This is a genomic window from Streptococcus mitis, assembly GCF_023109105.1.
In the GTDB taxonomy this organism is placed as follows: domain Bacteria; phylum Bacillota; class Bacilli; order Lactobacillales; family Streptococcaceae; genus Streptococcus; species Streptococcus mitis_BW.
The window spans coordinates 58446-79130 of the sequence record NZ_JALDTZ010000001.1; the positions used below are offsets into that span (position 1 = coordinate 58446).

Here is a 20685-nt window from a genome sequence, read left to right on the forward strand (position 1 = left end):
AAACTACTGTTAAGGATCAATCTTCTACAGAGGATGCGATTTCGGGAGTACAACCTAAATCGGATAATTCTTCGGAAATTACTGGACAACCTCGAACAGTTGAAACTACTGTTAAGGATCAATCTTCTACAGAGGATGCGATTTCGGGAGTACAACCTAAATCGGATAATTCTTCGGAAGTTACTGTACAACCTCGAACAGTCGAAACTACTGTTAAGGATCGATCTTCTACAGCGGAAGAAACTCCTGTCTTAGAAAAAAATAATGTTACTTTAACAGGGGGCGGAGAAAATGTTACTAATGAGTTAAAGGATAAATTTACTAGCGGTGACTTTACTGTAGTGATTAAGTACAATCAGTCTAGTGAGAAAGGTTTACAAGCTCTGTTTGGAATATCTAATTCTAAACCCGGTCAACAAAATAGTTATGTAGATGTGTTCCTTAGAGACAATGGTGAATTGGGAATGGAAGCGCGTGATACTTCTTCCAATAAAAATCACCTAGTATCCAGACCTGCTTCAGTTTGGGGTAAGTACAAACAAGAGGCTGTGACTAACACTGTTGCAGTAGTAGCAGATTCAGTCAAAAAAACATATTCTTTATATGCTAATGGTACAAAAGTAGTAGAAAAGAAAGTGGATAACTTCCTAAACATCAAGGATATTAAAGGTATTGATTACTATATGCTTGGGGGAGTGAAACGTGCAGGAAAAACGGCGTTTGGTTTTAACGGGACACTAGAAAATATCAAATTCTTTAATAGTGCATTGGATGAAGAAACTGTTAAAAAGATGACAACAAACGCTGTTACTGGACATTTAATTTATACGGCTAATGATACAACAGGTTCTAACTATTTCCGTATTCCAGTTCTGTATACTTTTAGCAATGGTCGGGTTTTTTCAAGCATTGACGCTCGTTACGGTGGAACTCATGATTTCTTGAATAAAATTAATATTGCTACAAGTTATAGTGATGATAATGGTAAGACATGGACTAAACCAAAATTAACATTGGCATTCGATGATTTTGCGCCAGTACCATTAGAATGGCCTCGTGATGTTGGTGGACGTGACTTACAAATCAGCGGTGGTGCAACCTATATTGACTCTGTTATTGTTGAAAAAAATAACAAACAAGTACTCATGTTTGCTGATGTTATGCCTGCTGGAGTAAGTTTTAGAGAAGCTACTAGAAAAGATTCAGGTTATAAACAAATTGATGGTAATTATTACCTTAAATTAAAGAAACAAGGTGATACTGATTATAATTATACTATTCGTGAGAATGGTACTGTATACGACGATCGTACCAACAGACCAACTGAATTTTCAGTAGATAAAAAATTCGGTATTAAACAAAATGGTAATTATTTGACGGTAGAGCAATATTCGGTTTCATTTGAAAATAATAAAAAGACTGAATATCGTAATGGGACTAAAGTCCATATGAATATCTTCTACAAAGATGCATTATTCAAAGTAGTGCCAACGAACTATATTGCATATATTTCTAGTAATGATCATGGCGAATCTTGGTCTGCACCAACTTTATTACCTCCTATAATGGGACTTAATCGGAATGCGCCTTATTTGGGTCCTGGACGTGGAATCATTGAAAGCTCAACTGGACGTATTCTTATTCCGTCTTACACTGGTAAAGAGTCTGCATTCATTTATAGTGATGATAATGGAGCGTCTTGGAAAGTTAAAGTTGTGCCACTTCCTTCTAGTTGGTCAGCAGAAGCACAATTTGTAGAATTGAGTCCAGGAGTAATTCAAGCATACATGCGTACAAATAATGGTAAAATTGCATATTTAACAAGTAAAGACGCAGGTACTACTTGGAGTGCTCCGGAATATTTGAATTTTGTTTCAAATCCAAGTTATGGAACACAATTATCAATCATCAATTATAGTCAATTGATTGATGGTAAAAAGGCTGTCATTTTAAGTACTCCAAACTCCACAAATGGTCGTAAACACGGACAAATTTCGATTGGTCTAATTAATGATGATAATACAATTGATTGGCGTTATCATCACGATGTTGATTATAGTAACTATGGATACTCATATTCAACATTGACAGAGTTACCAAATCATGAAATTGGATTGATGTTTGAAAAATTTGATTCATGGTCTCGTAATGAACTTCATATGAAAAATGTTGTACCATATATAACATTTAAGATTGAAGATTTGAAAAAGAATTAAAGCTGAAATTTAAAAATATATAGAAAGAGGATAAAAATTATGGTAAATTACGGTATTGTTGGAGCTGGATATTTTGGAGCTGATTTGGCTCGCTCAATGAACAAAATTGAAGATGCAAAAGTGGTTGCGGTATTTGACCCAAATCATGGAGAAGAAGTTGCTCAAGAGTTGGGATCAGATGTTTGTGCAAGTTTAGATGAACTTGTAGCACGTGAAGATATTGATTGTGTGATCGTAGCTTCACCTAGCTACCTTCACCGTGAACCTGTTGTGAAAGCTGCTCAACATGGCAAACACGTATTTTGTGAAAAGCCAATTGCATTGTCTTATGAAGATTGTAAAGCCATGGTTGACGCATGTAAAGAAAATAATGTTATCTTTATGGCTGGTCACATCATGAACTTCTTTAATGGTGTACACCATGCTAAAGAATTGATTACTCAAGGTAAAATCGGTAAAGTTCTTTATTGCCATGCCGCTCGTACAGGTTGGGAAGAACAACAACCAACTGTATCATGGAAGAAACTTCGTTCTCAATCTGGAGGACATTTGTACCACCATATTCATGAATTAGATTGCATTCAGTTCATCATGGGAGGACTTCCTGAAAAAGCGACAATGGTAGGAGGCAATGTATATCATAAAGGTGAAAACTTTGGTGATGAAGATGATATGCTCATTGTAAACCTAGAATACTCTGATGATCGTTATGCTGTTTTGGAATATGGTAATGCTTTCCGTTGGGGTGAACACTACGTCTTGATTCAAGGAACTGAAGGAGCTATCAAACTTGACTTGTTCAATACTGGAGGTACTCTTCGTGTTAAAGGTGAAGGAGAATCACACTTCTTAGTACATGAAACTCAAGAGGAAGATGATGACCGTACAGCTATCTATACCGGTCGTGGTATGGATGGAGCAATTGCGTACGGTAAACCAGGAGTACGTTGCCCATTATGGTTACAAACATGTATTGATAAAGAAATGGAATATCTACATGACATCATTAAAGGTGGAGAAATTACAGAAGAATATGAAAAACTTCTCAATGGTGTAGCTGCTTTAGAATCAATCGCTACCGCTGATGCATGTACTTTATCAGTTAAAGAAGATCGAAAAGTAAGTCTTTCAGAAATCACAAATGCTTAACTATTGTAAAACAGAATAGTAAATTCTTGTCATTATATAATTTCTAAAGTTCTGTGATACAACTCATTGAATAAAGAAATAGAGATGGGACTGGGATAATGCCCAGTCCCATTTTTTATCAAAAAGTAATGAGATCAAAAATGTGGGAGTGATGAAATGAAGATTATAGGGATCGATATTGGCGGAACAACAATTAAGGCAGATTTATACGATGATTTTGGAACGAGTTTAAATCAGTTCAAAGAGATTGAAACAATTATTGACTATGATTTGGGAACGAATCAGATATTAAATCAGGTCTGTGATTTAATTGGTGAGTATATTTTAAATTATTCAATTGATGGTGTTGGTATTTCCACTGCTGGAGTTGTTAATGCTAATACAGGAGAAATCATCTATGCAGGCTATACAATACCAGGGTATATCGGAGTAAACTTTACTTCCGAAATAGAAAAACGTTTTGGGTTGTCTACTTTTGTTGAAAATGATGTTAATTGTGCTGCATTAGGTGAATTATGGAAGGGACAAGCCAAAGATAAGAAAAATGTAGTAATGGTTACTATTGGAACAGGTATAGGAGGCAGTATTATTGTTAATGGACAAATTGTTAACGGATTTAACTATACTGCTGGTGAAGTAGGCTATATTCCTGTAGGTAATTCGGATTGGCAAAGCAAAGCCTCAACAACCGCATTGATTCATTTATATCAAAAGAAGAGCTTGAAAACTAATCAAACTGGACGTACTTTCTTTACTGATTTAAGTTCTGGAGATAAAGTCGCTAAAGAAACTTTTGAAATTTTTGTAGAAAATCTAACAAAAGGTTTATTAACTATTTCTTATCTACTTAATCCAGAAATTCTCATATTAGGAGGTGGGATTCTGGCTAAAAAGGATATTTTGTTACCTGAAATTCAAAGTTCTTTAGCTAAAAATGCAATGGATAATAGGTTTTTGCCTAATAATGTTGTGGCAGCTACATTAGGAAATGAAGCTGGTCGTATAGGAGCTGTAAAAAATTTCTTAGATAGAATTTCTAATAAATAGTGTGAAAGATAAGGAGGTGTCACAATGACTAACTCTGTATTTTCGACAATGCAAGATATTGAGAATGTTGCAACCGATATTATAAAATCATATGATAATGAGATTTATACGTATAAAGCTGTCTCCCAAGAAGAATTGGAAGAACTAGAAAAAAGTTATGATGAAAAAAGTCACGAAGAATTAATTTCAATAGAAAGCAATTTGGAAATGCAACAACAGAACCTCATTGATGTGGTTAATAAAACAATCAAGGAAAATGATGCAAAGATTCAGTATATTTCATCAAGTAGGAGAGGAGAATTTGTAGAAAAAATTATTGGTAGGGTGGTAGAAAAATATGGCTATTAGTCAGATGAAAAGAATTTCTCTACTATTTTCTAAGAGTAGTCTTGATGATGTTTTAAAAACTATTCAAGAACTAGAGTCAGTGCAGTTCCGTGATTTAAAGGTTCAGGATAACTGGTCAGAAGCTCTAGAAAAAGATGAGGTTGTATTTCCAACTATTCAAATTTCTCATACTTCTAATTCCAATCATGGGGTTATTGAAGGAAATGATGCCTTGACTTATTTGATGAATAAACAACAACATTTGGAAGCAACTGTAGAGAAATTACAAGAATACCTACCGAAAGAAAACACGTTTAAGTTATTACAGCAACCTCCGATAACAACCTCTTATGAAGAATTAGAAAAATTTGGTAAAGCTAATGTTGCTGAGGGTGTTCTTAAAAAAGTGAATCATCAAATAAACAGAGTTCATGAATTAGAAAGAAACATTCAAAGTAATAATGAGGAAATAGAGAGATTAATAAAGTGGGAAAAATTAGAAATTATTCCTGCGCATTTAGAACAATTTTCTTTCTGTAGAGGAAAAATCGGAACAATTCCAAGGACTGTAGATAATCGCTTATACAATAATTTTTTAGAAAACAATATTGAAGTTCAAGAAATATTTTCTAATGATAGAGAGTACGGTGTTGTTGTTTTCTATCAGTCCAGTTGCTCTATTGATTTTGATGAATACTTATTTGAACCATTTGATTATTCTAGAAAGGAATTACCGAAGCAGCGAGTAGTAGATTTGGATCAAGAAAACATGCAGTTAATAACTGAAAAAGAGAATATTATCGCATCGTTGCAAGATTCAAAGAAAAATTTGATAGATTTACAATGGCAAATTGACTATATTTTATCTATCTATGCTCGTCAAATCTCTAAGAATAACCTTTTGAGCACTCCGCATCTAGTTGCATTAGAAGGATGGATAGAAGAAACTCGTATTTTATATTTTATAAAAGTTATGGATGAGCGTTTTGGACATTCTATTTATATTTATGAATCGGAAACATTGTCGGATAATCAAGATGAAATACCTATCAAATTAACGAATCACTCTTTAATTGAACCATTTGAATTATTGACAGAAATGTATGCTCTGCCCAAATATTATGAGAAAGATCCTACACCTGTATTAGCACCATTTTACTTTACATTTTTTGGAATGATGGTTGCTGATTTAGGCTATGGTTTACTATTGTTTTTAGGAACAATGTTAGCATTAAAAATTTTTCATCTACCTTCAGTAACTAAGAGATTTTTAAAATTCTTTAATATATTAGGGGTAGCCGTTGCAATTTGGGGTGGAATCTATGGCTCATTTTTTGGATATGAGTTGCCATTTCATCTGATATCTACAACCTCGGATGTCATGACTATATTAGTAGTGTCAGTTGTGTTTGGATTTATTACAGTATTTGTAGGTTTGTTAGCTTCAGGTCTACAAAAAGTAAGAATGAAGAAATATGCAGAAGCATATAATTCAGGATTTGCGTGGTGTGTTATTCTGCTTGGCTTGTTATTTATTGCTGTCGGAATGTTGATGCCTGATATTAGACCGTTATTTGTATTAGGGAAATGGGTATCTATTTTTAATGCTGTGGGGATTTTGATTGTTTCTATTATTCAAGCCAAAAGCTTGTCAGGTATTGGATCAGGATTGTTTAATCTATATAACATTTCATCTTATATAGGTGATTTAGTTAGTTTCACTCGATTGATGGCATTAGGATTATCTGGAGCAAGTATAGCATCAGCTTTCAATTTAATTGTTGGTTTGTTTCCGGGGACATTGGCTAAACTGACAATTGGATTAGTATTATTCATTCTTTTACATGCGATCAATATTTTTCTATCGTTACTATCAGGGTATGTTCATGGAGCACGTCTGATATTTGTTGAATTTTTTGGTAAGTTTTATGAGGGTGGAGGAAAACCATTTCAACCTTTGAAGGCTTCTGAGAAATATATTAAGGTTATTACAAAGAATTAATGGAGGATATATATAATGGAACATTTAGCAACTTATTTTTCAACCTATGGAGGAGCTTTCTTCGCTGCATTGGGAATTGTATTAGCGGTAGGATTAAGCGGTATGGGGTCTGCTTATGGAGTTGGTAAGGCTGGGCAATCTGCCGCAGCTTTACTGAAAGAACAGCCAGAAAAATTTGCCTCAGCTTTGATATTGCAACTACTGCCCGGAACACAAGGATTATATGGTTTTGTTATTGGAATTTTGATTTGGTTGCAATTAACTCCAGAACTTCCTTTGGAAAAAGGAGTTGCTTATTTCTTTGTAGCTCTTCCAATTGCTATTGTAGGATACTTTTCGGCTAAGCATCAAGGAAATGTAGCAGTAGCGGGAATGCAAATCTTGGCTAAAAGACCAAAAGAATTCATGAAGGGAGCAATTTTGGCTGCCATGGTAGAAACCTATGCAATTCTTGCCTTTGTCGTATCATTCATTTTGACCCTTCGTGTATAAGAAATTAATTTGCTATTCAAAGGAGGTGTCTAAATGAGCAATTTAGAAAACTTACGAGAGTCTGTTATTGAACAAGCTCATGAAAAAGGGCGTATGAAATTATTGGATTCCAAAAAGAAGATTGATGATGAATTTGAAATGCAAAAGTCGGTCATTGTAAAGAAAAAAGAAGCTGAACATGAACGAAAGTTAAAAGAATTACAACAGAAATATCAAATAATTTTTCAACAATTAAAAAATAAGGAACGCCAATCAACGTTAGTATCAAAACAGAAAATATTAAAAGAACTTTTTCAATCTGCTTTAATAGAAATGGAATCTTGGAGTGCAGATAAAGAAATGGAGTTCATCTATCGAATTCTGGAACGATATTCACAACAAGAGGTCATAGTAACTTTTGGGGAGCGGACTTTAGCTAAATTCAATTTGGAACAATTAGAGAAATTGAAATTCTCTTTTCCAAATCATTTATTTAGTGAACAGCCTATCTCAAATGAATCAGGCTTACTTATTTCAATAGGTAAAATTGATGATAACTATTTGTATAAAACATTAATTGGATCGATTTCTAAGGAAGAAAGTTCAAGTATCGCAAATCAAATTTTTATCAATTAAGGATGAAATTGGTTAATCCTTCTTAGAAATTTGGAGTATTCCAATAAAATTAGAAAGGTATTTTATGGATACTAATCTTTTTTCAAAAATAAATACGACGATTTCGGTAAAAGAAAACGATTTTATTACAGAAGAAAAATTTCAAAAAATTATACAATCCAAAGATACGGAGACATTGGCATTTATCTTAGAAGCAACTCCCTATCATTTATCGATTGACGTTTTAGAGAATCCTAGTCAGACAGAGATTTCGCTAATGACAAAATTAGTCAATGATTATAGATGGGCATATGCTGAAAGTCCGTCTGATAAAATTGTGACTTTATTTGCTTTACGATATGTTTATCATAATATCAAAGTTTTATTAAAATCTAAGGCGGCAATTAAGAAAGATTTTTCTAAATTATTAATTCCAATAGGGATTTTTGATATAGAAAGTTTAAAACATTTAGTTTCTTCCTTACATTCAGATACACTTCCTGATTTTATGGTTCATGAAGTAGAATCAATTTGGAATGAGTATGAAACTTTTAATAATATTCGTGTACTTGATGTCGGAGCTGATCTAGCATATTTTAAACATCTGAAACTTTTATCTAATGAGTTAGATGAGGTGCTGTCTCAGGTTATTGTTGCAATGATTGACTTTTATAATATTATTACTGTAAAACGTGGTTTATCTCAAAATAAGAGTCATGGGGATATTTTACAATTACTTTCAGATGAAGGAAGTATTTCTGCTAAAGAATTTATATACATTGTAGAAAATCAAGAAATATTTGTGTGGTTCAATAAAATAAATCCAAGCTTAGATTCAATCTTTTCAACTTACGAATTGAAGATGCAGGACGCAACAATTTCATCTTCTGAGTTAGAATTTTTATGTGATTTACTATTGTATAAAACTTTAGATCAAGGAAGGTATAATGTAGATGGGCCGTTAGTTCTTGCTAGATATTTATTGGGATGTGAGTTTGAAGTAAAGAATCTTAGAATGATCATATCAGCTCTTCAAAATACAATTCCTTTTGAATCAATAAAAGAAAGGATACGCCCGCATTATGGAAGCTAATAAGTATAAAATTGGCATAATTGGTAGCCATGATATTATTTTACCCTTTAGCATGATTGGGTTTGATATATTTCCTGCCTATCAAGAACAAGAAGCTATAAATACTCTAAGAAAATTAGTTCAATCTGATTATGGTGTCATTTATATCACTGAAGACATTGCTTCAATGATATTAGATACAATTCGCCATTATGATTCTCAAGTTGTGCCTGCTATTATTTTATTACCGACTCATAAACAAAGTTTAAATTTAGGATTAAAACGTATAGAGGATAATGTAGAGAAAGCAGTAGGACACAATATTTTATAATAATGTACAAAATTGTCTGTAATATTATTCTATAATTTTTGGACTTAGTAAGGAGAATAACTTTGACTCAAGGGAAGATTATAAAAGTATCGGGACCTCTAGTTATTGCATCAGGTATGCATGAGGCTAATATTCAAGATATTTGCCGTGTAGGTAAGCTAGGGTTAATCGGTGAAATTATTGAAATGAGAAGAGATCAGGCATCTATCCAAGTCTATGAAGAAACATCTGGTCTTGGTCCGGGAGAACCAGTTGTTACAACTGGAGAACCTCTCTCGGTTGAATTAGGGCCAGGATTGATTTCTCAAATGTTTGATGGCATACAACGCCCATTAGATCGATTTAAATTGGCTACTCATAATGATTTTCTAGTTCGTGGGGTAGAAGTTCCAAGTTTGGATAGAGATATTAAGTGGCATTTTGATTCCACTATAGCAATTGGTCAAAAAGTGAGTACGGGTGATATTCTTGGAACTGTCAAGGAAACCGAGGTAGTTAATCATAAAATTATGGTTCCTTATGGAGTATCTGGAGAAGTCGTTTCTATTGCATCTGGCGATTTTACAATTGATGAAGTTGTATATGAAATAAAAAAATTGGACGGTAGTTTCTATAAAGGAACGCTTATGCAAAAATGGCCTGTCCGCAAGGCGCGTCCTGTTTCTAAACGTTTAATTCCAGAAGAACCATTAATCACAGGTCAACGAGTTATTGATACATTCTTTCCAGTAACCAAAGGGGGAGCTGCAGCAGTTCCTGGACCGTTTGGAGCAGGAAAGACAGTTGTACAACACCAAGTAGCTAAATTTGCCAATGTTGATATTGTTATTTATGTCGGTTGTGGAGAACGTGGAAATGAAATGACGGATGTACTGAATGAGTTTCCTGAGTTGATTGACCCTAATACCGGACAATCAATTATGCAACGGACAGTTCTGATTGCTAATACTTCAAATATGCCTGTTGCTGCTCGTGAGGCTTCAATTTATACAGGAATTACCATGGCTGAGTATTTTCGTGATATGGGCTACTCTGTCGCCATTATGGCTGATTCAACTTCACGTTGGGCAGAAGCGCTACGTGAAATGTCAGGACGTCTAGAAGAAATGCCTGGTGATGAGGGTTATCCTGCTTATCTGGGAAGTCGTATCGCTGAATATTATGAAAGAGCAGGACGTTCTCAGGTTCTAGGGCTTCCAGAACGTGAAGGAACGATTACTGCTATTGGTGCTGTATCGCCACCTGGTGGAGATATTTCAGAACCAGTTACTCAAAACACTTTACGGATTGTGAAAGTTTTTTGGGGGCTTGATGCTCCGTTGGCACAGCGACGTCATTTTCCTGCAATTAACTGGCTTACATCTTATTCACTATATAAAGACAGTGTGGGCACTTATATAGATGGTAAAGAGAAGACAGATTGGAATAGTAAAATAACTCGTGCGATGAACTACTTACAACGGGAATCTAGTTTAGAGGAAATTGTTCGTCTTGTTGGAATTGATTCTCTGTCTGATACTGAACGACTAACGATGGAAATTGCTAAACAAATTCGAGAAGATTATTTGCAACAGAACGCCTTTGATTCGGTAGATACATTCACTTCGTTTGCAAAACAAGAAGCAATGCTAAGTAATATCCTAACTTTTGCTGATCAGGCAAATCATGCTTTAGAGTTGGGTTCTTACTTTACAGAGATTATGGAAGGTACCGTGGCAGTTAGAGACCGTATGGCTAGAAGTAAATATGTTTCAGAAGATAGATTAGATGAAATCAAAATTATATCAAATGAGATTACACATCAAATTCATTTGATATTAGAAACAGGAGGTCTATAAATGAGTGTTATAAAAGAATACAGAACTGCTAGTGAAGTTGTTGGGCCTCTTATGATTGTTGAACAAGTAAATAATGTGTCTTACAATGAGTTAGTTGAAATTCAACTTCATAATGGAGAAATTCGTCGTGGACAAGTTTTAGAGATCCACGAAGATAAAGCAATGGTTCAGCTTTTTGAAGGATCTAGTGGAATAAATTTAGAAAAGTCTAAAATTCGTTTTGCTGGTCATGCATTAGAATTGGCCGTATCTGAGGATATGGTTGGTCGTATTTTTAATGGGATGGGAAAACCAATTGATGGTGGACCAGATTTAATTCCAGAGAAATATTTAGATATTGATGGTCAAGCTATTAATCCTGTATCTAGAGATTATCCAGATGAATTTATTCAGACAGGGATCTCCTCTATTGATCATTTGAATACTCTTGTACGTGGTCAAAAATTACCAGTATTTTCAGGTTCGGGCTTACCTCATAATGAATTAGCTGCTCAGATAGCAAGACAAGCGACTGTTTTAAATTCTGATGAAAATTTTGCGGTTGTATTTGCAGCAATGGGTATTACTTTTGAAGAAGCTGAGTTTTTTATGGAAGAGCTCAGAAAAACAGGAGCGATCGATCGTTCGGTTTTATTTATGAACTTGGCAAATGATCCTGCAATTGAGCGTATTGCAACTCCCCGCATTGCTTTAACTGCGGCAGAGTATCTAGCTTTTGAAAAAGATATGCACGTTCTAGTTATCATGACGGATATGACCAACTATTGTGAAGCGTTACGTGAAGTCTCAGCAGCTCGCCGTGAAGTTCCAGGGAGACGAGGCTATCCGGGATATTTATATACAAATTTATCAACTCTATACGAAAGGGCTGGTCGCTTAGTTGGTAAAAAAGGTTCGGTGACACAGATTCCTATTTTAACAATGCCAGAAGATGACATAACACATCCAATTCCTGATTTAACTGGATACATTACTGAAGGGCAAATTATTTTGTCGCATGAGTTGTATAATCAAGGTTATCGTCCACCAATCAATGTTTTACCTTCTCTCTCTCGATTAAAAGATAAGGGTTCTGGAGAAGGTAAAACTCGTGGAGATCATGCTCCAACTATGAATCAACTGTTTGCAGCCTATGCCCAAGGGAAAAAGGTTGAAGAGTTAGCAGTAGTATTAGGAGAATCGGCTTTATCTGATGTAGATAAATTGTATGTGAGGTTTACAAAGCGTTTTGAAGAAGAGTACATAAATCAAGGATTTTATAAAAACCGAAATATAGAAGATACGTTGAATCTTGGGTGGGAATTACTATCAATTCTTCCTAGAACAGAGTTAAAACGTATCAAAGATGATTTGCTTGATAAATACTTACCTTTGGTAGAAGTTTAATCCAGAAATGGAGTGATTATCTATGGTACGTTTGAATGTAAAACCAACTCGTATGGAATTGAATAACTTAAAGGAACGTTTGAAAACAGCTGAACGTGGACATAAGTTATTAAAGGATAAAAGAGATGAATTGATGAGGCGATTTATTTCTTTGATTCGTGAGAATAATCAACTTCGGAAAGAAGTAGAAAGTTATCTAATTGATAATCTAAAATCCTTTGCAGTTGCTAAATCATTAAAGAGTTCTCAAATGGTGGAGGAATTATTTTCAATTCCATCGAAAGAAATTGAACTATTTGTTGAGAAAGAAAATATCATGAGTGTAACAGTTCCTAGAATGCATATGAATATTACTTCTCAAAATGAGAACAGTGAATACAGCTATTTATCTTCTAATAGTGAAATGGATGATGTATTTGCTACAATGAATAGTTTAATTGATAAATTACTAAGACTGGCAGAAGTTGAAAAAACGTGTCAGTTAATGGCTGATGAAATAGAAAAAACACGTAGACGTGTAAATGGTTTAGAATACTCGATTATTCCAAACTTGTCGGAAACTATTCATTATATAGAATTGAAACTAGAGGAGGCAGAAAGAGCCAATTTAGTTCGTATTATGAAAGTGAAGTAGATCCTTTAATTAGATTATTAATTAGATGAACAAAATATCAGCTTGGATAAGGCTTTTAGCCTTTCTAAGCTTTTTTTATTGACAGTATCAGGATATCTTTTTCAAAATTTTGGTTTGTTAGATAATGAAGATGTTTCTACTAATCTAGATTTAGGATTAATAAATCGTAAATGTAATTATAAAGAAAAAAATAAATTAAAAAAAGATGTATTAGCAAGAGTTGGTCTAACTCATATTCATCTGGAACAAAAGATATATGAATTGTCTGGCGGTGAAGCACAACGTGTTGCTTTAGCGAAAATCATTCTTAAAAATCCACCATTAATACTTGCGGATGAGTTGACTGCATCGCTCGACCCTACGACTTCACAAGGAATTATGAAATTATTATTAGATATGAAAAATGAAAATCGTCTAATCATCATTGCAACTCATAATCCCGATATTTGGAATCAAGCAGATGAAGTTATAAATTTAAATCAATTATAGTTACAGTCAATAGATATCTTCTATATTTTAAAGTTATTTTATCTGAATCCGTAAAAGCAGTTCAATCTTGTACTGCTTTTTTTCTTTTACGACTTACGCTGTTTGGTTTCATGAGCAAGTCCCTCAAAGTGAATTAATAACAAATCATTAGAAGTCATAGTGATGAAATTTATGTAACGGAAGTAGAGCGAATTGCTGAACCATTAAATGAGTATCTCTCGAAGTAGAAGCGCCTATTTTGACTTTTAATCTGATAGAGTGGTAGTTTGAAAATGTAAATGATAGCTACTGTTCATAAAACATAGAATGTATGTAGGGTGTTGTGAGAGGAGCTAGAAATTAGCACTTACCTGATTATTCCAACAACCCCAAAAATGTGATAAAAATTTCAACTACTCTTATCTATAATAAAGTTACCTGTTCTTTGAAAATTGAATCCACTCCGTCTTGATTAGCGTGCCTGTGTAAGTAGGGACTGAGAGTATTTCCCTGTGAAGGGCAACTGGCACAAGACGTGTGTGAGAATTTTCTAACAGACACGGAGTTTATCGTTACCAGACTCAAACGATGCGACAAACTAGATAAAGGAGTTAATCATGAAGGTAGTAAACTTGTATGATTTGAAACAAATGGGAAATAAAGGTGGTTGTACCATCCAATTGATTCATCACTTTCCCTTTGGTATGGGCTTAGGACATCTCAAAAAAGACTACATTGAATTTAAACGTGTTGGTATCTTTGATGGGAAAGCAGTAGAAGTCACTCTTCGAGAACCTTATTCGAGAGATCTACTGCAGGTTGTCAAGTCGATTAAGCAACATCAGAAATTGATAGCTTATCGCTATAAAGAAGGAAAACTGCTATTTGTTAAGAAGGAGGCGTCAGATGTCCTCTGAACAACAGGAACGAATGGCAGTTCAATATGCAGAGCGTAGTCTTTTATTTACTGTAAGAAGTCTCTTAAAGATTCTAGAATGGTCTAGACGTCAGGCTTTAGCACAGGATTCCGCCTATAAGATAGGTGTGCAGAAATTAGAAGAATTGCTACAATCTCCCTATGCGATTGATACGATTAATCTGAAGAAAGATTTTTTAGACAAACCAATTGATATAGAGAAATTTAAAGCTTTTTTAGAAAAAGAAGAGATTCCTTTGGCCATAGCTTGGCAAGGGGATTCTCTACATTTCTATACGAAAGACCGTTCGATTCTAGACAATCATTTAGACCATCTGTTAGAAAAAATGGTCAATGATCCGGAGAAATTAGCTGATTTTACCATGGATAAGTCATTAGACGATGCAATTGATGAAGCTAAATCCCAAATTACCTTTAGACAAGAAGGGGCCGTCAAACAGAAAGAGATGGTGAGATGATGTACAGTGGAAAGAAATTCCTACTATTCTCACTGTTAGGCGTCTTACTAGGCTATCTTTTTCATCGTTTGACGCTTTTGTATGATTCCTATACTGGAAATAGCTTAGATAAATGGACTCGTCTCCTGATGGAAGGTCAAGATGAAGTTCTTCAGTCGCCATGGAATCTTTCTTTTACTGGAAAATCAAGTGCTTTTTTTCTACTAGGTTTTGTGATGATGTTGCTGGTTTATCTCTATCTAGAGACCGGTAAGAAACAATATCGAGAAGGAGTAGAATACGGGAGCGCCCGTTTTGGAACTCTAAAAGAAAAGAAGCTCTTTTACGGTAAGGAATTTTCTCATGATACAATCTTAGCCCAAGATGTTCGTCTAACTTTGTTAGATAAAAAGCCACCCCAGTATGATAGAAATAAGAATATTGCGGTGATAGGAGGTTCAGGAAGTGGGAAGACATTTCGCTTTGTGAAACCCAATCTGATTCAGATGAATAGTTCTAATATTGTAGTGGATCCTAAAGATCACTTGGCTGAGAAAACAGGCAAACTCTTTATAGAACATGGCTACCAAGTAAAGGTGTTAGATTTAGTCAATATGAAGAACTCGGATGGCTTCAATCCTTTTCGATATATAGAGACAGAAAATGATTTGAATCGCTTGCTGACGGTTTATTTCAATAACACCAAAGGCTCTGGCTCCCGTAGTGATCCATTTTGGGATGAAGCTTCTATGACTTTGGTACGAGCTTTAGCCTCTTACTTGGTCGATTTCTATAATCCACCCAAAACAAGAGAACAGCTCATAGAAGAAAGTCGTTTAAGTCAAAAAGAATACCAAAACTTGTTGAAACGTCAAAAAAAAGAAGTGGAAGAGCGAAAAAAACGAGGGCGTTATCCAAGTTTTGCTGAAATCTCAAAACTCATTAAACATTTATCCAAGGGTGAAAACCAAGAAAAAAGTGTCTTAGAAATTCTATTTGAAAATTATGCTAAAAAGTATGGGACTGAAAATTTTACCATGCGAAATTGGGCAGATTTTCAAAATTATAAGGATAAGACTTTGGATTCTGTTATAGCTGTAACCACTGCTAAATTTGCCCTCTTTAATATTCAAAGTGTCATGGATTTGACCAAAAGAGATACCCTTGATATGAAGACATGGGGCCAGGAAAAATCAATGGTTTACTTAGTTATCCCAGATAACGATAGTACCTTTCGCTTTCTTTCAGCCCTCTTTTTTTCAACCGTGTTTCAAACCCTAACAAGACAAGCAGATATTGATTTTAAGGGTCAATTGCCTCTTCATGTAAGAGTTTACTTAGATGAGTTCGCAAATATCGGAGAAATTCCAGATTTTGCTGAACAAACCTCAACAGTCCGTTCTCGGAATATGAGTCTCGTTCCTATTCTACAAAATATTGCCCAACTTCAAGGGCTCTATAAAGAAAAAGAAGCTTGGAAAACCATTTTGGGGAACTGTGATAGCTTAGTCTACTTAGGTGGTAATGATGAAGATACCTTTAAATTTATGAGTGGATTACTCGGTAAACAAACCATTGATGTTCGAAATACTAGTCGTTCCTTTGGCCAGACAGGTTCAGGATCCCTTTCTCATCAAAAGATTGCTCGTGATTTAATGACACCTGATGAAGTCGGAAATATGAAACGGCATGAATGCTTGGTTCGAATTGCCAATATGCCTGTCTTTAAAAGTAAAAAGTACAATTCCATTAAGCATCCAAACTGGAAGTACCTAGCCAATCAAGAAACCGATGAACGGTGGTGGAACTATCAAATCAATCCTTTGAATCAAAGACAAGAAAATCATCTTGAAGGCCTTAGAATTCGTGATTTAACTTTTGAATCTAGTTTAAAATAAAAATAGAAAAGAGGAAATAGATGATTACGCATTTTAAAGGTTTTGTTTATGGAGTAGACGCAAGTGCTATGTTTGCACAAGCTATGTCTTTGTTACAGAAGGGATTGATTGCGGTTGGTGCCTTTCTCGTTGTTGTGGGGATTGTCAACCTTGCAACCAATATTAAAGATGGTGGACCAGGTGTTCGGAATGCCATTCTTGAAATTGTCGGTGGTGTTATGGTCGGGGCTGCTGGAGCCTTTGTAACCCAGATTTCAATTTAGGAGGATAAACAATGACATGAATCTTAGTTTAGTCTCACCCTTTGTTTACCTTGCATCTGAAAAAATATCAGCTGAAAATTTATTTGAAGGATTTAATGTGGATTTACAATCTACTGTAGATCTGATTAAATCTCTATCTAGCTACAATCCAACAGTTTGGACTTATATGTCTAGTATTACTAAAAGTGTCATGCAACCTCTTGGAGTTGCGATTTTATCAGTTGTTCTCATCCTAGAATTTTCGAAGATGGCAAAGAAAATTGCTAACTCTGGTGGAGCGATGACCTTTGAAGCATTAGCGCCGATGTTGATTAGTTATATTATGGTCGCAGTTGTAATTACCAATACTACCGTTATTGTAGAAGCTATCATCGGGATTGCGAGTCACGCCATTGAACAAGTGGCCTCGATTGTGGCTCACGGTGGGGCGAAGTATGATACCATCTCTGGATTAAAAGGGTCAGGATTTATTGGCCGGATGATTGTGGGCTTTTTCGCCCTCCTCATTTGGCTAGTTCGGATAGTAAGTGCAGCCATGGTCAATCTTTTGGTATCTATTCGATTTATTCAACTCTACCTTATGATTCCATTTGCCCCTCTTACGATTCCAACATTTTTAAGTGATGAGTGGAAGTCTATTGGTATTGGCTATTTAAAAAATATTATGGTCTATGCGGTACAAGGGGTTCTTATTTTTCTGATTGTTTCTCTTGTTCCTTTGTTTGAATCTGCTGGGAAAATAGCCGTTTCAAATGGTGCAGGAGTCCTGCAATCTCTTGCGATTATGTTTGGTAGTTTGGTACAAGCTATCTTACTGATTATTGCCCTCGTTGGTTCTCAACGTACGGCTCGCTCAATTTTAGGTATGTAATTAGATAAAGGCTAGGAAGTGATTGCTTCTTAGCCTTTTTAGAAAGGAAAGTCATGAATACACGTGTCTTTAAGGACATCTCAAAATACCAACACAGGGCTTGGTTAGGTTTCACCACAAGGCAAATCATCTTTGTTTTACCAGCCTTTATTGTCACAGTTATTGTTTTGGGCTTGAATCTCTTTTTCTGGCAATTAGGAGATTGGTTTGTTTACGGTTTTGTGTTTGCTTTTACCATCCCCCTCATGCTTTTTGGAGTCTATAAACCCAATGATTTATATTTTGAACATTATTTGAAATACCGTCTTCATTTTGAATTAACGGTTCCCCTACGCACAATTACAGGAAAGAAAGGACCTGAACATGAAAAGAAAATCAAATACATTAAAGAAACAAAAAACTTCAATGACTAATCAGAAAGAAGTAGTTAAAGGAAAAAAAGAGGAAGTGTTACCCTCAACGGCTAATACTCTTTCCTATCAAGCCCTGTATCAAAATGGTCTGATGCAGGTAAAAGAAGATTATTTCTCACAAAGCTATTTACTTGGTGATGTCAATTACCAGACCGTTGGTTTAGAAGATAAGGGCGCAATCATTGAGAAGTATTCTGATTTGATTAACTCCTTAGATGACCAAACCAACTTCCAATTGACCATCTTTAATAAAAGATTGAATTTAGAAAAGTTTAGACAAAGTGTTTTGTATGAGGAAAAAGAAGATGGATATGATACCTACCGTAAAGAATTGAATCGGATGATGAATCAGAATTTAGACAGTGGGGAAAATAACTTTTCAGCTGTGAAACTGATTAGCTTTGGTAGAAAGGATTCTAATCCCAAACAAGCTTATCGTTCCTTGTCTCAAATTGGAGAATATTTCAAGAGTGGTTTCTCAGAAATTGATGCTCGCTTTGAATCCTTGGCTGGAGAAAACCGTGTGAACTTGTTGGCGGATATGCTTAGAGGAGAACATCATCTTCCTTTTTCTTACCGTGATTTAACGAGATCTGGTCAGACAACTCGTCACTTCATAGCCCCTAATCTCTTGGATTTTAAAAACAAGAATTACCTACAAATCAATGACCGCTTATTACAGATTGTCTATGTGAGAGACTACGGCATGGAATTAGGAGATCAGTTTATCCGAGACCTCATGCAAGGAGATTTGGAATTGATTGTGAGCCTCCATGCTCAAAGTTCGACCAAGGCGGATGCCATGAAGAAACTACGAACAAAGAAAACCTTGATGGAATCCCAAAAGATTGGGGAACAACAAAAACTAGCTCGTACAGGTATCTATTTGGAAAAAGTAGGCCATGTATTAGAAAGCAATATCGATGAAGCCGAGGAACTCTTAAAAACCATGACCGAGACAGGAGATAAACTATTTCAAACAGTCTTCTTGATTGGGGTCTTTGGTCAGGATGAAGAAGAACTTAAACAAGCTCTAGACACTATCCAACAAGTGGCCGGCTCAAATGACCTAATGATTGATAAACTTCCATATATGCAAGAAGCAGCCTTTAATAGTTTGCTGCCATTTGGTTGTGATTTTTTAGAGGGAGTATCACGGAGTTTATTAACATCTAATGTAGCAGTGAACTCTCCATGGACTTCAGTAGATTTACAAGACCGTAGTGGGAAATATTACGGTATCAATCAAATATCAAGTAATATTATTACCATTGATCGCAGCCTATTAAATACACCGTCTGGTCTGATTTTAGGAACTTCTGGAGCTGGGAAAGGGATGGCAACCAAGCATGAAATTATCACGACCAAAATCAAGGAATCTGGTGAAAATACTGAAATTATCATCGTGGATCCAGAAGCAGAGTACAGTGTTATTGGACGGGCTTTTGGTGGAGAAATGATTGATATTGCGCCAGATTCCCAAACCTATCTCAATGTCCTTGACTTGTCTGAGGAAAATATGGATGAAGATCCTGTAAAGGTTAAATCAGAATTTCTTTTATCCTTTATCGGCAAGTTATTGGATAGGAAAATGGATGGGAGAGAAAAATCGATTATCGACCGAGTTACCAGACTCACCTATCAGTCATTTAAAGAGCCTTCTTTGGAAGAATGGGTTTTTGTCTTGAGTCAACAGCCAGAAGAAGAAGCGCAGAATTTGGCACTTGATATGGAACTGTATGTCGAAGGTTCTCTTGATATTTTTTCTCATAAGACCAATATTCAGACCGGATCCAATTTCTTGATTTATAACGTTAAGAAGTTAGGAGATGAGCTGAAACAAATCGCCCTTATGGTTGTTTTTGATCAGATATGGAATCGTGTCGTTCGGAATCAAAAATTAGGGAAGAAGACCTGGATTTATTTTGATGAAATGCAGCTTCTCTTATTAGATAAATATGCCAGTGATTTCTTCTTTAAATTGTGGAGTCGTGTTAGAAAATATGGAGCCAGTCCGACTGGAATAACCCAAAACGTCGAAACCTTATTGTTAGATCCAAATGGTAGACGGATTATTGCAAATAGTGAATTTATGATTCTTCTCAAGCAAGCAAAAAATGACCGAGAAGAACTAGTTCAACTCTTAGGATTGTCAAAAGAACTTGAAAAATACCTAGTCAATCCAGAAAAAGGTGCAGGACTGATAAAAGCTGGTTCCGTTGTCGTTCCCTTCAAAAATAAGATTCCTCAAGGTACTCAATTGTTTGATATCATGAGTACGGATCCTGATAAAATGGCTTCTAATTAAGG

General features: G+C 35.2%; 19 protein-coding genes and 1 pseudogene. All 20 read left to right on the top strand.

The annotated features are described in order from the left end of the window. Positions 1-140 precede the first annotated feature (140 nt). The 20 genes and pseudogenes from M1F37_RS00360 (at position 141) to M1F37_RS00455 (ending at position 20683) form a co-directional block, all read left to right on the top strand. The gene (locus M1F37_RS00360; protein WP_419991943.1) at positions 141-2216 is read left to right on the top strand and encodes a sialidase domain-containing protein; all 2076 of its coding nucleotides are present in this window, start codon (positions 141-143) and stop codon (positions 2214-2216) included. Positions 2217-2255: 39 nt separating this feature from the next. Continuing rightward, complete coding sequence (locus M1F37_RS00365; RefSeq protein ID WP_000248712.1) at positions 2256-3365, top strand: Gfo/Idh/MocA family protein; 1110 nt, start codon at positions 2256-2258, stop codon at positions 3363-3365. A 156-nt stretch (positions 3366-3521) separates the two neighbouring features. After that, entirely contained in the window at positions 3522-4412 is an 891-nt protein-coding gene (locus tag M1F37_RS00370) for an ROK family protein (protein WP_101776866.1), read from the top strand. 24 nt (positions 4413-4436) lie between these two features. After that, positions 4437-4760: a hypothetical protein gene (locus M1F37_RS00375; RefSeq protein ID WP_101776867.1), complete on the top strand. Its 324-nt coding sequence runs from the start codon at positions 4437-4439 to the stop codon at positions 4758-4760. Then, positions 4750-6741 (top strand): V-type ATP synthase subunit I, encoded by a 1992-nt coding sequence (locus tag M1F37_RS00380; protein ID WP_125448101.1) that lies wholly within the window; start codon positions 4750-4752, stop codon positions 6739-6741. Before M1F37_RS00375 ends, M1F37_RS00380 begins: the two co-directional genes overlap by 11 nt. Positions 6742-6756: 15 nt before the next feature. Beyond that, positions 6757-7233 carry a V-type ATP synthase subunit K gene (locus M1F37_RS00385; protein ID WP_000400484.1) on the top strand — a complete coding sequence of 159 codons (477 nt, stop codon included), beginning with the start codon at positions 6757-6759 and terminating at the stop codon, positions 7231-7233. Between the two features lie 33 nt (positions 7234-7266). Continuing rightward, positions 7267-7848 carry a hypothetical protein gene (locus tag M1F37_RS00390; RefSeq protein WP_049500018.1) on the top strand — a complete coding sequence of 194 codons (582 nt, stop codon included), beginning with the start codon at positions 7267-7269 and terminating at the stop codon, positions 7846-7848. Between the two features lie 64 nt (positions 7849-7912). After that, positions 7913-8920, top strand: coding sequence for a V-type ATPase subunit (locus tag M1F37_RS00395; RefSeq protein WP_125448102.1), 1008 nt, complete (start codon positions 7913-7915; stop codon positions 8918-8920). Beyond that, positions 8910-9230 (top strand): V-type ATP synthase subunit F, encoded by a 321-nt coding sequence (locus tag M1F37_RS00400; RefSeq protein WP_125448103.1) that lies wholly within the window; start codon positions 8910-8912, stop codon positions 9228-9230. The genes M1F37_RS00395 and M1F37_RS00400 overlap by 11 nt, the downstream gene beginning before the upstream one ends. 62 nt (positions 9231-9292) lie before the next feature. Beyond that, complete coding sequence (locus tag M1F37_RS00405) at positions 9293-11068, top strand: V-type ATP synthase subunit A (RefSeq protein ID WP_125448104.1); 1776 nt, start codon at positions 9293-9295, stop codon at positions 11066-11068. Then, positions 11069-12454: a V-type ATP synthase subunit B gene (locus M1F37_RS00410; RefSeq protein ID WP_000111248.1), complete on the top strand. Its 1386-nt coding sequence runs from the start codon at positions 11069-11071 to the stop codon at positions 12452-12454. Between the two features lie 22 nt (positions 12455-12476). Beyond that, entirely contained in the window at positions 12477-13088 is a 612-nt protein-coding gene (locus tag M1F37_RS00415; protein WP_101776872.1) for a V-type ATP synthase subunit D, read from the top strand. A 90-nt stretch (positions 13089-13178) separates the two neighbouring features. Further along, positions 13179-13577: pseudogene (locus M1F37_RS00420) on the top strand (ATP-binding cassette domain-containing protein); the annotation flags it as partial. A 596-nt stretch (positions 13578-14173) separates the two neighbouring features. Further along, entirely contained in the window at positions 14174-14473 is a 300-nt protein-coding gene (locus M1F37_RS00425) for a hypothetical protein (protein ID WP_003042486.1), read from the top strand. Next, the gene (locus tag M1F37_RS00430) at positions 14463-14951 is read left to right on the top strand and encodes a hypothetical protein (RefSeq protein WP_049522123.1); all 489 of its coding nucleotides are present in this window, start codon (positions 14463-14465) and stop codon (positions 14949-14951) included. The genes M1F37_RS00425 and M1F37_RS00430 overlap by 11 nt, the downstream gene beginning before the upstream one ends. Continuing rightward, on the top strand, positions 14951-16828 hold the full coding sequence (locus tag M1F37_RS00435; RefSeq protein ID WP_247934448.1) for a VirD4-like conjugal transfer protein, CD1115 family: 1878 nt from the start codon (positions 14951-14953) through the stop codon (positions 16826-16828). The genes M1F37_RS00430 and M1F37_RS00435 overlap by 1 nt, the downstream gene beginning before the upstream one ends. Before the next feature lie 20 nt (positions 16829-16848). Then, on the top strand, positions 16849-17091 hold the full coding sequence (locus tag M1F37_RS00440) for a hypothetical protein (RefSeq protein ID WP_000627865.1): 243 nt from the start codon (positions 16849-16851) through the stop codon (positions 17089-17091). A 16-nt stretch (positions 17092-17107) separates the two neighbouring features. Beyond that, positions 17108-17962 carry a conjugal transfer protein TrbL gene (locus M1F37_RS00445; RefSeq protein ID WP_001054257.1) on the top strand — a complete coding sequence of 285 codons (855 nt, stop codon included), beginning with the start codon at positions 17108-17110 and terminating at the stop codon, positions 17960-17962. Positions 17963-18015: 53 nt separating this feature from the next. Then, positions 18016-18375: a PrgI family protein gene (locus M1F37_RS00450; RefSeq protein ID WP_247934303.1), complete on the top strand. Its 360-nt coding sequence runs from the start codon at positions 18016-18018 to the stop codon at positions 18373-18375. Then, positions 18326-20683, top strand: a complete 2358-nt coding sequence (locus tag M1F37_RS00455) for a VirB4-like conjugal transfer ATPase, CD1110 family (RefSeq protein ID WP_192855672.1) — start codon at positions 18326-18328, stop codon at positions 20681-20683. Before M1F37_RS00450 ends, M1F37_RS00455 begins: the two co-directional genes overlap by 50 nt. Positions 20684-20685: the final 2 nt, after the last annotated feature.

Bases quoted from the DNA above. Each gene is read 5' to 3' on its own strand.
- M1F37_RS00365 (WP_000248712.1), top strand. From the start codon at position 2,256: ATGGTAAATTACGGTATTGTTGGAGCTGGATATTTTGGAGCTGATTTG.
- M1F37_RS00370 (WP_101776866.1), top strand. From the start codon at position 3,522: ATGAAGATTATAGGGATCGATATTGGCGGAACAACAATTAAGGCAGAT.
- M1F37_RS00375 (WP_101776867.1), top strand. From the start codon at position 4,437: ATGACTAACTCTGTATTTTCGACAATGCAAGATATTGAGAATGTTGCA.
- M1F37_RS00380 (WP_125448101.1), top strand. From the start codon at position 4,750: ATGGCTATTAGTCAGATGAAAAGAATTTCTCTACTATTTTCTAAGAGT.
- M1F37_RS00385 (WP_000400484.1), top strand. From the start codon at position 6,757: ATGGAACATTTAGCAACTTATTTTTCAACCTATGGAGGAGCTTTCTTC.
- M1F37_RS00390 (WP_049500018.1), top strand. From the start codon at position 7,267: ATGAGCAATTTAGAAAACTTACGAGAGTCTGTTATTGAACAAGCTCAT.
- M1F37_RS00395 (WP_125448102.1), top strand. From the start codon at position 7,913: ATGGATACTAATCTTTTTTCAAAAATAAATACGACGATTTCGGTAAAA.
- M1F37_RS00400 (WP_125448103.1), top strand. From the start codon at position 8,910: ATGGAAGCTAATAAGTATAAAATTGGCATAATTGGTAGCCATGATATT.
- M1F37_RS00410 (WP_000111248.1), top strand. From the start codon at position 11,069: ATGAGTGTTATAAAAGAATACAGAACTGCTAGTGAAGTTGTTGGGCCT.
- M1F37_RS00415 (WP_101776872.1), top strand. From the start codon at position 12,477: ATGGTACGTTTGAATGTAAAACCAACTCGTATGGAATTGAATAACTTA.
- M1F37_RS00425 (WP_003042486.1), top strand. From the start codon at position 14,174: ATGAAGGTAGTAAACTTGTATGATTTGAAACAAATGGGAAATAAAGGT.
- M1F37_RS00430 (WP_049522123.1), top strand. From the start codon at position 14,463: ATGTCCTCTGAACAACAGGAACGAATGGCAGTTCAATATGCAGAGCGT.
- M1F37_RS00435 (WP_247934448.1), top strand. From the start codon at position 14,951: ATGTACAGTGGAAAGAAATTCCTACTATTCTCACTGTTAGGCGTCTTA.
- M1F37_RS00440 (WP_000627865.1), top strand. From the start codon at position 16,849: ATGATTACGCATTTTAAAGGTTTTGTTTATGGAGTAGACGCAAGTGCT.
- M1F37_RS00445 (WP_001054257.1), top strand. From the start codon at position 17,108: ATGAATCTTAGTTTAGTCTCACCCTTTGTTTACCTTGCATCTGAAAAA.
- M1F37_RS00450 (WP_247934303.1), top strand. From the start codon at position 18,016: ATGAATACACGTGTCTTTAAGGACATCTCAAAATACCAACACAGGGCT.
- M1F37_RS00455 (WP_192855672.1), top strand. From the start codon at position 18,326: ATGAAAAGAAAATCAAATACATTAAAGAAACAAAAAACTTCAATGACT.